Below are 13,860 nucleotides of genomic sequence, written 5' to 3'. Positions count from 1 at the left end.
TGGCCCTCCGAAGGCAACAGCCCCGCCCCAACCGTTCACCGGCGCACACGACCCCGCGGTACACCAGCCGAACCCACACAAACCAAGCGCGCACCACCCCCACCCCGCGGCGCACATCCAGCAGCGGTCGTGGCCAACTCAGGAGATCCAGCCGGGCCGTGCCGGGCATCCGCACCAATGCCGCACTAACCCGCGGCGGCCGTCTACTGCGGGCAACAGTAGTCCTGAGTTAGCCACACACACACGGGCCCTGGTGCGAGGGCGAGCACCCCTGCACCGACGACAGAGGGCCACCCGCGCGAGGGGGCCTGCCGTCGCTAAGCGAGGGTGAGTAGGCCCGTTCCGGGTGCAGTCATGCGGGGTGCGGGACCGGCCGCTGCTAGTTGATGGGGAGGAGGTTGCCGGCGGGGACGGGCTCGCCGTTGAGGATGTCGAGGGTCCAGCCGGCCTTGTCATGGACGACCACGTTGAGGGAGGCGTTCCTGATCGTGTCGACGGGCTTCTCGAGCGCCTGCATCAGCGTCAGTCGGATCAGTGTTCCGTGGCTGACGACGATGATGCGGGCACCCGGGTGGTTGCGGGCCAGCAGCTGCAGGGCCTCGACTCCGCGGTCGGCGACACTGGCCTCGGTTTCGGCGCCGTGGAAGCCGCCGATTCCGGTGGGGCCGCCGGGGACGCGGAGCGCGTCCAGCTCGGGGCCTGCGCCCAGTCCCTCGGCGGGACCGTAGTTGCGCTCGACGATCCCTGGGATGCGACCGGTGACGGTCAGACCGAGGCCCCGGGCGATGAGATCGGCCGTCTCGGCTGCGCGGCTGAGCGGTGAGGAGACGACGAAGTCCCACTCCTGTGCGGCCAGGTGGCCGACGGCATCCGCTGCCTGGCCACGCCCGGTGTCATTGAGCGGGATGTCGGAGTGGCCCTGGATACGCAGAGCGGCATTCCAGTCGGTCTGGCCGTGGCGGATCAGGGCAAAGGTAGTTGTGGAACTCACCGTTCTATTCTGCCTCGGGCTGAGGTCGGGAGATGAATCGGGTCTCGACCGGGTCGAACATCGGCGGATCGACTTTTGGAGCAGAGCGCGGAGGCTCAGGTGACCGGGGACGACGCGAAAAGCACGTGCTTGCTCGCCACCAGGTCTGCTGCGTCGTAGATGCGGGTGAGGTCGAGGCCCGCGGCCCGGGCGCCGCGCTCTTCGGGCTCACTCTGCGGGGCCATCCGCCCGAGCATCACGCCGCCGAGGGCGCGCACGGCGCAGGCCGCGATGACGCCTTCCGGGGTACCGCCGATTCCCATCGAGAGGTCGACCGCGGCATCCGTCGATGCGGCGGCGATGGCCGTGGAGACGTCACCCTCGGCCGTGCGGAGCACGCGTGCTCCGGCGCACCCGAGTTCGCGGATGAGTTCGACGTGGCGCGGTTTGTCGAGCACAGCGACGGTGAGCGCGGTCTCGGGGATGCCGCTGGCGAGCGAGAACGCACGGAGGTTGCGGGTGGCGGAGGCGTGCAGGTCGAGCACGCCGTGACCGGCTGGGCCTGAGATGAGCTTCTCCATGTAGAAGACACCGGCGGGATCGAACATCGTGCCTCGGGGGGAGATGGCGATCACGCACACCGCCCCGGGCAGGTTCCGGGCGACGAGGGTCGTGCCGTCGAGCGGGTCGACTGCGATGTCGCAGTCCGGTCCGTTCCCCGTGCCGAGCTGCTCCCCGTTGGCAAGCATGGGGGCCTGGTCCTTCTCGCCCTCGCCTATCACCACGGTTCCGCGAAAAGGCGCGGTCAGGAGAACGGCACGCATGGCGGCGACGGCCGCCTGGTCGGCGTTGATCTTGTCGCCGCGACCCACCCAGGGCAGTGTGGCGCGTGCCGCCGCCTCGGTCGACGCGCGCACGGCGGCGACCAGCCCGGCCGGCCAGCCCTCGGCTCCGATCACGGTGGATTCGGGCAGGGGAGCGAACGGGCGGTGCTGCGGCATGGGCTACCTCTTGCTGGGACGGCGGTCTTGTGACCGGCAGCTGGAAGCCTACTCGCGTGCCCGGGGCGGGCACTCGTGCGGGCGACAGCGCGGGCGACTCAGCGCGGGCGACTCAGCGGGCGGGTACCGGTGCGTGGGCTAAGCGAGCAGCTCACGGATGTCGGCGGCCGTCAGGGCGGTCCCGCGCGCGGCGCCATCCGTCATCACGCTCTCGAAGAGGCGGGCCTTCGTGGCCTTGAGGGCCATCACCTTTTCCTCGATCGTGTCCCGGGAGACCAGGCGGTAGACGAAGACGTTCTTCGTCTGGCCGATCCGGTGCATGCGGTCCACGGCCTGCGCCTCGGTGGCCGGGTTCCACCACGGGTCGAGCAGGATGGCGTAGTCGGCCTCGGTCAGGTTCAGGCCGAACCCGCCGGCCTTGAGACTGATCAGGAAGACCGAATTGTCGCCGGCCTTGAAGCTCTCGATCACCTGCGCCCGGTTGCGGGTCTTGCCGTCGAGGTAGGAATAGCTGATGCCCGCGGCGTCGAGGCGTGCGCGGGCCTTGCCCAGGTACTTTGTGAACTGGCTGAAAATGAGAGTGCGATGCCCGCCGGCGACGACGTCCTCCAGCAGTTCGAGGAGCACGTCGAGCTTGGTCGACGGGATGTCGTCGTACTTCGTGTCGTAGAGGCTGGCATCGAGGCTGAGTTGGCGCAGCATGGTGAGCGAGCGGAAGATCTCGAAACGGTTGGAGTTCATGTCGTCGATCAGGCCGAGCACCTTCTGCCGTTCCCGCTGCAGGTGGGTGTCGTAGACCGCGCGGTGCTTCGGGTGCAGCGTGAGCTCAAGCACCTGCTCCTGCTTGGTGGGCAGGTCGCCGGCCACCTGCTCCTTCGTGCGGCGCAGCATGAACGGGCGGATGCGGCGGCGCAGCTGGTCGAGACGGTCGCCGTCGGCATCCTTCTCGATCGGTTTCTGGTAGTAGTCGCCGAAGCGGCCGGGGCTGGGGAACAGTCCCGGTGCCGTGATTGAGAGCAGCGACCAGAACTCCATCAGGTTGTTCTCCAGCGGCGTGCCCGTGATCGCGAGCTTGAACGGGGTGGCCAGGCGGCGGGCGCACTGGTGGGCGCGGGACTTGCGGTTCTTGACGAACTGGGCTTCGTCGAGCAGCAGCCCGGACCAGGCCAGGGCCTCGTAGTCGCCGAAGTCCAGCCGGAATAGCGTGTACGAGGTGACGACGACGTCCGCGCCGGCGTGCAGCGAGGCCAGAGTGCTGCTGCGCTTGCCGGCGGTCTCGGTGATCGCGGCCACCCGCAGGCCGGGCGCGAATCGGGCGCACTCGGCCGCCCAGTTGGAGACCACGCTGGTGGGTGCCACGACCAGGAACGGCGCACTCTGCCCCGGCTGCTCCCGCACGCGTTCCATCAGGGCGATGGCCTGCAGGGTCTTGCCGAGGCCCATGTCGTCGGCGAGGATGCCTCCCAGTTGATGGTCGTAGAGAAAGCTCACCCACTCGAAACCGGCCTGCTGATAGCCGCGCAGGGTGGCGTCGACCCCGGCCGGCAGCGGCTGTTCCGGAATTTGGGCGACGTCGGTGAGCCCTGACACGGTGTCGCGCCACGCGGCCGCCTGGCCGGCGACGACCCCGAGGGACTGCAGCTCCTCCCAGAGGTCGGCCTGGAACGGGCTGATCCCCAGGGACTCGGCGCCGGCGTCCTGCAGCCCTCGGGCCTCCTCGATCAGCCGGCGGAGCGTGTGCAGTTCGGGGCGGTCTAGATTGAACCAGGTGCCGCTGGGCAGGATCATCAGCTGCTGACCGACCGCCAGGGCCCGGAACAGGCTGTCGAACGGGATCTCCTCGCCGTCGATGCTGACGGCCACCTGCAGGTCGAACCAGTCCCGGTCATCCGGGCGTTCGGTGGTGCCCACGGTGATCACCGGCGCCTCGTCGGCCTGGCGGTAGTCGGGGGCATCGCCGGCGACCAGCACGGTGACATGGTCTGCGGCCGCCAGGGTCGGCACCACGGAGTCGAGGAAGCCGAGCATGGCGGTGCCGGCCAGGGTGGCGCGCTCGATCAGTACCGGCAGGCCGCTCTGCTGCCCTACCAGGGCCGGCACGGAGGTGAGGAGCGCCTGCACGTCGTGCAGGATCTGTCCCTCCCGGGTGCCGTCGCGAAACCTGTCATCGTCCGGCACCGGGCGGAGTGGCTGGTGGTATTCCGGGTAGTGCCACACCCAGTGCAGGGTGATGCGGGCATCCATCTGGTGCGTGACGGTCAGGGCCAGCACGGGCTGCGGGGTCTCGGGCAGGGCGAACGACTCGTCCCGGCTGGTCACGGTGACCCGGTGTCGAAGGAACGGGTAGAACTCGGCCAGGAAGTCGGCCTCGTCCGCGCCGGGCACCGCGATGGTGTCGGAGGCCGCCATGGCCCGCAGCTCCCGGCTGATCTCGCCCGACAGCGGGGCGAGGGTGATCTGCGGGGAATCGCTGCCGGACTGGCCCGCCCAGGTGTAGACGCCGTGGGCGGGGTTGCCGATGAACCCGAACGTGCCGCGCGCCTGCGGCTCGTCGCCCAGCAGCAGGACGGGGCGCAGCGTGAGGCCGTCGGACACACGACGGATGTCCAGCTCGAGGCACGCAGGAACGGGCGAGACGAGCACGGGATCCTGCTGCGCCGTGGCGGAGACCAGGGGGAGCCCGGCGTTCGCCGCGTCGTCGAGCAGGTCCCAGAGCGCTCGGTCGGGGAAAGCGTCGACCGGAATCCACTGGGTGGAGGTGGCGTAGTACGGGCGGGCCGCGAACTGCAACGCGTAGAGCGCCGAGAGCACCCGCAGCTGGCCGCGGTCGAGCGACCCGTCGGTGGTCAGGTTCTCCCAGGTGACGCTGCCCCGGATCCACTTGCCCTGCTTGCCCATCATCACGGGCCGCGCCGCCAGCCGGCGCAGCCCCGGCTGACTGGCGAAACGCCCGTGCTCGGGAGCGAGAAGTTGGAACTGGAGGGCGAGGCGGGTGTCTGCGGACGGCGCGGAATCCGGTCGCGCCAGAGGAGCCAGCGTACTTCGCCACGCTGCCCGTGCGGAGAACCCGGCGGTGCCGACGGCCGACCCGGGCTCGCGGCCCAGGGCGGTGGCGGGGGCACCCGGCACTCCGCCGAGGCTGCGGCCCACGGCGCCGCCCTGGCTCGCGATCAGCAGCGCGGCGACATGCTTGCAGTTGCGCTTCATCGGGCAGGTGCAGACGCCGGATGCCCGCACCGCGGCGCCGGCGGAATCAAGGGTGAACGAGACGGTCACCGAATAGGGCGTCGGGTGAGAACCGCGCACCATGCCGAAGAGCTGGGTGTTCGAGCCGAACCAGGTCTCGGCATCAACGTGGCCGTTGCGGGCGTAGCGTTCGCCGCGTGAGAACGCCTGGCTGCCCACGAGGAGCGCGATGTCGTGGGAGCTGAACGTGTGGGCCATGGCGGGAACCATTCTTCCATGCCCCAGCCCGGCCGGGCGCATCAGGGGGCTACTCGACGTGCCCGTGTTCCTTCGAGGACCCCTTCGTCAACGTCTTTCCCTGGAAGAAGGCAGGGTTGACGCTGCGCTGGATCAGCATCAGCACGAGGCCGCCGATGAACAGCACCTTCGCGAGGATGAACACGAGCCCGACCCCGCCGATGTTCGATCCGCTGCCGTAGTCGGGGTTCATGCTGTCGTAGAGAGTGGTTGCGAAGATGACCAGCAGGATGACCCCGCCGATCAGCGGCGCCAGGAGTTTGAGCAGGATGGCCCGGGGCCCGTTCAGCGAGTCGCGGAAATACCAGACGCAGGCAAACGCGGTGACCCCGTAGTAGAAGCAGATCATCATGCCCAGGGTCAGGATCGTGTCGGTGAGCACATCGGTGCTGAGCACGCGCATGATCGCGTAGAAGCCCCAGGCCACGATTCCTGCCATTACGGTGGCGAAGGCCGGGGACTTGTAGCGCGGGCTGATTGAGGCGAACCGCTTCGGGAACGCTTTGTAGTGGCCCATCGATAGCATGGTGCGTGCCGGCCCGACGAAGGTCGACTGCAGCGACGCGGCCGAGCTGGACAACACGGCCAGCGACATCAGGATGGCGAAGGGACCCATCACCGGTCCGGCGAGGGCGGCGAACACGTTGCCCTGGATCTCCTCATTGCCGAGTCCGAATTCGCCGGCGCCGATGCCGGAGAACATCAGGGCGGCGACCGCCACGAGGATGTAGAGCGCGAAGATGATGCCCACGGTCAACGTCGCCGCACGCCCGGGGGTTGTCTTCGGGTTCTTGGTCTCCTCGTTCATGGTCAGGGTGACGTCCCAGCCCCAGAAGATGAAGATCGAGAGCGAGACCCCGGCCGCGAAGGCCGAGAACGAAGGGGCGAGGAACGGGTTGAACCAGTCGGCGCTGAACGCAAGGGCATCGAAGGCGGTGCCTTCTACGACCCGCAGCAGGGCGGCGACGCTGAACCAGACCAGCACGATCAGCTGGAAGGCCACGAGCACGTACTGCACGGCCTTCGTGGTCTCCATGCCGCGGTACGAGACATAACAGGCCGCCACCATGAACACCAGACAGGTGAGCACGTTGATCACAACATTGTTCGTCAGGTCGGCGAGGCTCGGGTTGCCGAGAAGCTGGGCGAGCATCAGATAGAAGAAGTCGACGGCGACTCCGGCGAGGTTGGAGAGCACGACCACCGTCGCGACGATCAGACCCCAGCCGCCCATCCAGCCGAGCCACGGCCCGAAGGCGCGGGTGGCCCACGTGAAGGAGGTGCCGGCATCCGGCATGGCGTTGTTGAGCTCGCGGTAGCCGAGCGCCACCAGCAGCATGGGGATGAACCCGACCAGGAAGATGCCCGGCATCTGGGTGCCGACGGCCGCGACCGTCGGGCCGAGGGAGGCCGTCAGGGTGTACGCCGGCGCGATGCACGAGATGCCGATGACCGTGGCGCCGAGAAGCCCGATGGAGCCAGCGCTGAGGCCCTTCTCGGAAAGGCCGCCGGTGAGGGTGGAGGTGCCGGGCGTGGAGCCCGAGGAGGGATGTTGGCTAGTCATGGACTGTCCTTAGGGTCAGTGCGGCTTACGGGCGTCAGTGCCGGTGGGGACCACGATGAGGGGAACGGGGAGCGCGTGCAGCATGCGGTGCGCGGTGATGCCGAGGAAAATCGTGGTGGGCTGAGCCAGCCGGCTGGAGCCGACGAAGGCGATTTCGGACGGCTGCCAGTCGAGGGCCTCGACGGCGGCCTCGACGGTGTGCCCGGACGCGACCTCGGTGGTGATGGTGCCGCGCGCCTTCGACCGACTCTGGAAGTACTCCAGGACGCCGTCGAGGTGGGCCTGGCTCTCGCTCTCGTCGACCGGGTGCCGACGACCGGCGTCGACCTCCACGAGCGTGACGAAACGCAGGTCGACCGTGAGGTCCGCCGAGAAGGCCACCAGTGAGTCGAGCAGCGTCTTCCAGCCCGGCCGGGTGCCGATGGCGCAGGTGATCCGGGTCAGCTGTGCGGGAGCCTTGTAGCCGCGGGGCGCGAGGGCGACGGGCGCCGGCGAGGCGTGCAGGAGCGCGTTGGCCACGCTGCCGATCGTGAATCGGTTCATCAGGCCGCGGCGTGAGGCCCCGACGACGATGCGGTCCGAGTCGAACGCGCGAGCGGCCTGGAGCAGCCCTTCCGTGGTGGAGTCGGCGTAGAAGAGATGCGTTGTGGCGACCACGTCATCGGGAACCAGGGCCTTGCCCTGTTCCAGCCATTCGAGGGCCTGCTCCTCGAGCAGAGCCTGGTAGTCGGGGGAGGTGGAAGCACCGACCCGGGCCGTGACGGTGGATGAATGATGCGGAAGCACAAGACACAGACGCAGCTCGGAGCGGGTCAGGCGCGCCAGCGCGACACCCAGCTCGACGGTGTCATTGCCCCGTTCGGTCGCTTCGTATGCGATGACGTAGTTGGCTACTCGGGTCACGCTGGTTTCTCCCTCGGTTCGCGACGGGTGTCGCACTCAGTGGTCATAGTGCTGTGGATTATGGGCGGGCTGGTCATGTTCATGGTCATGCTCGGCGTGCTCGCCCGGCGCACAGTGCGCCGGGCTGCGTTCCACGTCGAGCGACGGATTGCGGTCGAAGAAGCCGACCGGCTTGAGCCAGAACGACACGGTGTCGACCGGCATGATCGGCCACTCTTCCGGTCGGGTGATGTGGTGGATACCGAAGACGTACCAGAGCACGATATCGGCGTTCCGCACCGGCCGGCGAGCCTGGATCCACTCGGGCAGGCCGTGGTCGACCGCGCTCTGGTTGACGAACTCGCCGCACGGCCAGCGTTCGGACTCGTCGTTCGGGGTGACCCAGACCGTGTGCCCGATCACCTGGGCGCGTTGGAGGGCAGGCGCCGCCTGGTCGAAGAAGGACGGGATGGCTCCGCCGGGCACCAGCTTGTAGGACATGGGGGTGCCGAGGCCGTTGAGCGAGTTCTCGTTCACGACCTTCCAGGCCCGTTGGGTGTCCCAGTTGTAGTCGTCGAACCCCTCGGTCTCGATCGGGGTGTTCAGCTGGGTGATCGCGAGGCCGAGCGGGTTTGCGGCGCTGATCGGCTCGGCCTGCGTCTCGGTGCGGAACACCGTGTTCTCGCGGCCGTCGACGTCGAGGTCCATCCGGGCCACGATGAAGTGCTGGTGGAACGGCGCGTAGGTGCGCGTGTCGACCAGGGTTCCGTTGGGGTGCGGCTGGCCCTCGTCGAGGTGCGTCACCACCATGATCCCGGTGGCGCGCACCTCGCATTCCATGTTGCCGTCCTGGTAGAAGCGCCAATAGACGAGGTACTCGTAGTTCGCTACCGTGACGTGGAAGGACACGACGAGCCGGCGCATCCGGCGCACCTCGGCACTGCCGTTGTGGTCGACGTGCTTCCAGAGCACCGCGTTGTCTTCCTCGTGGATGCAGAACGCGTTCGGGATGCTGTACGGCTCGCCCTTGCTGTTGTGCAGCACGGCATCGAGGTAGCGGATTTCGCCGAGGCAGTCGCAGCCGAGCTCGAGCGAGGTGGTCATGAAGCCGAGGCCCCACTCGCCGATGTCGAAGGCGGTGCGACGGAAATGGTCGACGCTGGGGTCGCGGTAGGGCACGACCATCTCCGCGAACGACAACCGGTTGGCGATGGGCCGCACCCGGCCGCCGTCCCGGTAGCCCACGGTGTGCAGGGTCATGCCCTCGCGGTAGTTGAAGCCCACCCGGAGCGACCAGTTCTGCCACTCGATCAGGTTGCCGTCGAGCGTGAAGCTCGGGCCGTCGGGCTGCCCGATGTCGAGCGGGGTGAGCGGCGGGCGCGGGCTTCGATCCCGGATGCGCCGGGGCACCAGGTGCGGCACGTATTCGCCCATTCCCGCCGGCGGTTCGACCGTGAACGAGTCCTCCACCTCGAGCAGTTCCATGGTGTTAACGTCGAGCACGAAGTGCAGGCCGCTGACCGGTCCCGCATAGGGGTTGGCGTCGGTGGACGCCCGGACCCAGACGTCTGACCAGCCCAGGCGGCGGCCGCGATACCGGTCGGGGATTACCGCGTCGCCGTAGGTCCAGGTGTCGATGAAGACCAGGTCGAGATCGGTGATGCCCCGGCGGGCGAGAGTGGCGATCACGTCGGGGTGGGCGCGAAGGGCGGCGTCGGCTTCCTCCCACTCGTCGACGGTGAAGTTCGCCTGCATCCCCGGCACCGTTTCCCACTCGAGCAGGGCGTCGGTCGTGAGCGAGACGACGCCCACCCAGGTGGTGTTCTCGGCGCGGTGGAGCACTACCAGCCGTGCGCGTCGGTCGGGAACCGCGCTGGTAGCTGTGAACTCGGCGACGGCGCTCCGGGGCGGCTCGACCAGCTCGATCGAGGTGAACCGCCACCCGTCGGCGACGCCGCGCTCGCGGGCGAGGATGGCGACGGCGGAGGTGAACTCAGCGGCGGAGAGCGGGTCGAGCGGGTGGAAAGTCATCGAGGGGCCTCTGTTCTCGTTGGCGGTGGTCGAGCCTGGCGGTGGTCGAGCCTGTCGAGACCCGTGTTTATTCCAGCGCGCTCATCACGTGCTTGATCCGGGTGTAGTCCTCGATGCCGTACATCGACAGGTCTTTGCCGTATCCGGACTGCTTGAAACCGCCGTGTGGCATCTCGGCGGTCAGCAGGAGATGGGTGTTGATCCACACCGCGCCGAAGTCGAGGTCGCGGGAGACCCGCATGGCCGTGGCGTGGTCGAGGGTCCACACGCTGGAGGCGAGCGCGTAGTTGACATCGTTCGCGAGCGTGACCGCGTGCTCCTCCGACGTGAAGGGCTGCACCGTGATCACCGGGCCGAACGTTTCCTCCTGCACGATCGCATCCGTTTGGCGCACCTGCGTGACGACTGTGGGCTCGAAAAAGAAGCCCTCGGTGCCGACCTGGTGTCCGCCGGTGGCAATGACGGCGTGGTCGGGCAGGGCCGCGACCTTGCGCGAGACGTCGCCGAAATGGTTGACGTTGTTGAGCGGCCCGAAGTAGTTGTCGGCGTCGTCGGCCGACCCGGTAGTGCGGCTGCGGGCCTCGGCGACGAGTGCGTCGACGAACTCGTCATGGATGGACTCGTGCACGAGCACTCGCGTGATGGCCGTGCAGTCCTGCCCGGCGTTATAGAAGGAGAAGTCGGCGATGGCGGCGGCGGTCACGCTGACGTCGACGCCGGCGAAGACCAGGGCCGGCGCCTTGCCGCCGAGCTCGAGATGGGCCCGCTTGAGCGTCTTCGCGGCGCCGGCGGCGACGGCCATACCGGCCCGCACGCTGCCAGTGATCGAGACCAGGCCGGGTACCGGATGCTCGACGATCGCGGCCCCGGTGCCGCCGTTGCCGAGCACGATGTTCATCACGCCGTCGGGGAGGATGCCCTGGCTGATCCGGGCGAGTTCGAGGGTCGACTCCGGGGTGGTGTCGCTGGGCTTGAGCACGAGGGTGTTGCCGGCCGCCAGCGCGGGGCCGATCTTCCAGATGGCCATCAGGAAGGGGAAGTTCCACGGGGTGACCTGCCCGACCACGCCGATCGGTTCGCGGCGTACCCAGGAGGTCATGCCGGGCAGATATTCACCGGCGGACTTGCCCTCGAGCAGTCGGGCGGCACCGGCGAAGAAGCGCAGCTGATCGGCGCCGGCCGCGACCTCGTCAACGGCGATCGTGGCGCGAGGTTGGCCCGTGTTGCGGTGCTGGGCCTCCACGATGGCGTCGCTCTCGGCATCGATCGCGTCGGCGAGGCGCAGCAGCGCGCGCTGCCGCTCGGCGGGAGTGGTGCGGCCCCAGGTGCGGAAGGCGGTCTTCGCGGCGGTCATCGCGTCGTCGACGTCGGCCGCGGTGGAGACCGGGGCCCGGGCAACCCGGCGTCCCGTTGTGGGATCGACGATGTCGAGCAGCTCGGTGCCGGAGGGAGTGACAAAGCGGCCGTTGATGAAGTTTTTAAGGGTGGGGGTGGCCACGGGCCTGATCCTCTGCGCTGAGTGTAGAAACGGGTCTTTTGTTCGGTAAGTATGGCATCCGACAGAGGAATTCGGATACCCGGACGAAAACTGGGTCGTGATGGGGCTGCCGCCGTAGCACCGCCGAGTTGTCTCCGGACCGCTGGCGCGTTTTCTCGATGTCCCCTAAACTTGAGTCCAACAGGCTCAGCTTTTTGCCGACCTGCGACGAGAGCGGCCGGCCCGAGAGAGGATCTTCCGATGCAAGCAGGTCAGCAACCGCCCCAGGAAGAAGCGAAGACGGCGTTGGAGCAGTACGGTGTCAACCTCACCGAGATCGCCCGGACCGGCAAGCTTGACCCGGTGATCGGGCGGGACGCGGAGATTCGGCGGGTCAGTCAGGTACTCACCCGCCGCACCAAGAACAACCCGGTGCTGATCGGTGAACCCGGCGTGGGCAAGACCGCCGTTGTGGAGGGACTGGCCCAGCGCATCGTGGCCGGCGATGTGGCCGACTCCCTCAAGGGCAAGCAGCTGGTCTCCCTCGACCTGGCGGCCCTGGTGGCGGGGGCCAAGTATCGCGGCGAGTTCGAGGAGCGGCTCAAGGCCGTGCTCAAGGAAATCAACGACGCGCAGGGGCAGATCATTACCTTCGTCGACGAGCTGCACACCCTGATGGGTGCCGGCGGCGGCGAAGGGTCCGTGGCGGCCTCCAACATGCTCAAGCCCATGCTCGCCCGCGGCGAGTTGCGCCTGATCGGTGCGACCACGCTCAACGAGTACCGCGAATTCATCGAGAAGGATGCCGCCCTCGAGCGCCGGTTCCAACCGGTGCTGGTCGACGAGCCCAGTGCGGAAGACACTGTGGCCATCCTGCGCGGGCTCAAGGAGCGCTACGAGGCCCACCATAAGGTGTCGATCGCGGACTCGGCGCTGGTGGCCGCGGTCTCCCTCTCCAACCGGTACATCACCGCCCGCCAGCTGCCGGACAAGGCCATCGACCTGATCGACGAGGCGGCCAGCCGGCTGCGGATGGAGATCGACTCCGCTCCCGTGGAAATCGACGAACTGCGTCGCAGGGTGCAGAGGCTGGAGTTGGAAGAGCTTGCGCTGAAAAAAGAGAAGGATGACGCCTCTAAGGCTCGCCTGGGGAAGTTGCGTGCTGACCTTGCCGAATACACGGTGGCCCTTGCTGAGCTGCAGGACCGCTGGGACAAGGAGCGTTCCTCGCTCAACCGGATCGGCGATCTGAGGAAGCGCTTGGTGAGCACCCGCAGCCAGGCCGAGGTGGCCGAGCGCGAGGGCAACCTGGAGAAGGCGTCCAGGCTGCTCTACGGCGACATCCCGGTGATCGAACGGGAACTCGCCGAAGCGGAGCAGACCGAGCAGGATGGGCCGCGGATGGTCGGTGACCAGGTCACCGCGGAGGACATCGCCGCCGTGGTCGCGATGTGGACCGGCATCCCGGTAGGGCGGCTGCTGCAGGGCGAGACGGAGAAGCTGCTGAACCTCGAGGGTGAGCTCGGGCACCGCTTGGTCGGGCAGAAGCAGGCCGTGCGCGCGGTCGCCGACGCCGTGCGCCGCAGCCGGGCCGGCATCTCCGACCCGGACCGGCCGACCGGTTCGTTCCTCTTCCTCGGGCCGACCGGCGTGGGCAAGACGGAGCTGGCGAAGGCGCTCGCCGAGTTCCTCTTCGACGACGAAAAGGCGATGGTGCGCATCGACATGAGCGAGTACGGGGAAAAGTTTTCCGTGTCCCGTCTGGTCGGGGCTCCTCCCGGCTATATCGGCTACGAGCAGGGCGGGCAGCTGACCGAGGCCGTGCGCCGCCGCCCGTATTCGGTGATTTTGTTCGACGAGGTGGAGAAGGCGCATCCGGAGGTCTTCGATGTCTTGCTGCAGGTGCTCGACGACGGCCGGCTCACGGATGGCCAGGGCCGCACCGTGGACTTCCGCAACACGATCCTGGTGCTGACCTCGAACCTCGGGTCGGCGTTCCTGATCGATCCGGTGCTCAGCCGGGACGAGAAGGAGGCGGCCGTGCAGGCACTCGTGCGCAAGACGTTCAAGCCCGAGTTCGTCAACCGTCTCGACGACATCGTCGTGTTCGAATCGCTGTCGATGGAGGACCTCGGCCAGATCGTCGGGCTGCTCGTTGACCGGTTGGAAAAGCGGCTGATCGAGCGGCGGCTCGAGCTGGGCGTGACCCCGGATGCCCGCACCTGGCTGGCGGAACGCGGCTATGACCCGATCTACGGTGCGCGCCCGCTGCGGCGGTTGATGCAGACCGAGATCGACGACAGGTTGGCGACCGCGATCCTGTCGGGCGCCGTGCGGGACGGCGAGACGGTGCGGGTGGACCTGGCGCCGGACGGGGAATCGCTCAGCGTCGCATCCGCCCCGTTGCTGGTCGTGGACCCGGCCGACCTCGACGACGACGCGCTGCTGTAGT

At 68.1% G+C, this 13,860-nt stretch carries 8 protein-coding genes; 1 reads left to right on the top strand and 7 read right to left on the bottom strand.

Annotated features, from left to right (window positions below; all coding sequences use genetic code 11):
- Nucleotides 1-379: 379 nt before the first annotated feature.
- The 7 genes from E3T25_RS13740 to E3T25_RS13710 all read right to left on the bottom strand — a co-directional run bounded on the left by E3T25_RS13740 (nt 380) and on the right by E3T25_RS13710 (nt 11,429).
- Entirely contained in the window at nt 380-991 is a 612-nt protein-coding gene (locus tag E3T25_RS13740) for a histidine phosphatase family protein (RefSeq protein WP_134374858.1), read from the bottom strand.
- Nucleotides 992-1,086: 95 nt separating this feature from the next.
- Entirely contained in the window at nt 1,087-1,971 is an 885-nt protein-coding gene (locus E3T25_RS13735; RefSeq protein WP_134374856.1) for a fructose-bisphosphatase class II family protein, read from the bottom strand.
- 138 nt (nt 1,972-2,109) lie between these two features.
- Nucleotides 2,110-5,415 (bottom strand): DEAD/DEAH box helicase, encoded by a 3,306-nt coding sequence (locus tag E3T25_RS13730; protein ID WP_166784958.1) that lies wholly within the window; start codon nt 5,413-5,415, stop codon nt 2,110-2,112.
- A gap of 49 nt (nt 5,416-5,464) precedes the next feature.
- A complete protein-coding gene (locus E3T25_RS13725; RefSeq protein ID WP_134374852.1) occupies nt 5,465-7,018 on the bottom strand; it encodes an APC family permease in 1,554 nt (517 codons plus the stop codon).
- Nucleotides 7,019-7,033: 15 nt separating this feature from the next.
- Nucleotides 7,034-7,921, bottom strand: a complete 888-nt coding sequence (locus E3T25_RS13720) for a universal stress protein (RefSeq protein ID WP_241980894.1) — start codon at nt 7,919-7,921, stop codon at nt 7,034-7,036.
- A gap of 36 nt (nt 7,922-7,957) precedes the next feature.
- The gene (locus tag E3T25_RS13715) at nt 7,958-9,931 is read right to left on the bottom strand and encodes a primary-amine oxidase (protein WP_134374850.1); all 1,974 of its coding nucleotides are present in this window, start codon (nt 9,929-9,931) and stop codon (nt 7,958-7,960) included.
- Nucleotides 9,932-9,998: 67 nt separating this feature from the next.
- Entirely contained in the window at nt 9,999-11,429 is a 1,431-nt protein-coding gene (locus E3T25_RS13710) for an aminobutyraldehyde dehydrogenase (protein ID WP_134374848.1), read from the bottom strand.
- Between the two features lie 240 nt (nt 11,430-11,669).
- On the opposite strand from E3T25_RS13710, the gene E3T25_RS13705 reads away from it, so the two are divergent.
- Nucleotides 11,670-13,859, top strand: coding sequence for an ATP-dependent Clp protease ATP-binding subunit (locus E3T25_RS13705; protein ID WP_134343196.1), 2,190 nt, complete (start codon nt 11,670-11,672; stop codon nt 13,857-13,859).
- Nucleotide 13,860 lies beyond the last annotated feature (1 nt).

It is taken from the genome of Cryobacterium sandaracinum (genome assembly GCF_004403415.1).
Lineage (GTDB): Bacteria > Actinomycetota > Actinomycetes > Actinomycetales > Microbacteriaceae > Cryobacterium > Cryobacterium sandaracinum.
The sequence above is the reverse complement of the archived record's forward strand: the minus strand, read 5'-3'. Positions and strand labels throughout refer to the sequence as shown.

Excerpts from the sequence above, each read along its gene's own strand:
- E3T25_RS13735 (WP_134374856.1), bottom strand. The coding sequence starts at position 1,971 with ATGCCGCAGCACCGCCCGTTCGCTCCCCTGCCCGAATCCACCGTGATC.
- E3T25_RS13705 (WP_134343196.1), top strand. The coding sequence starts at position 11,670 with ATGCAAGCAGGTCAGCAACCGCCCCAGGAAGAAGCGAAGACGGCGTTG.
- E3T25_RS13715 (WP_134374850.1), bottom strand. The coding sequence starts at position 9,931 with ATGACTTTCCACCCGCTCGACCCGCTCTCCGCCGCTGAGTTCACCTCC.
- E3T25_RS13725 (WP_134374852.1), bottom strand. The coding sequence starts at position 7,018 with ATGACTAGCCAACATCCCTCCTCGGGCTCCACGCCCGGCACCTCCACC.
- E3T25_RS13730 (WP_166784958.1), bottom strand. The coding sequence starts at position 5,415 with ATGGCCCACACGTTCAGCTCCCACGACATCGCGCTCCTCGTGGGCAGC.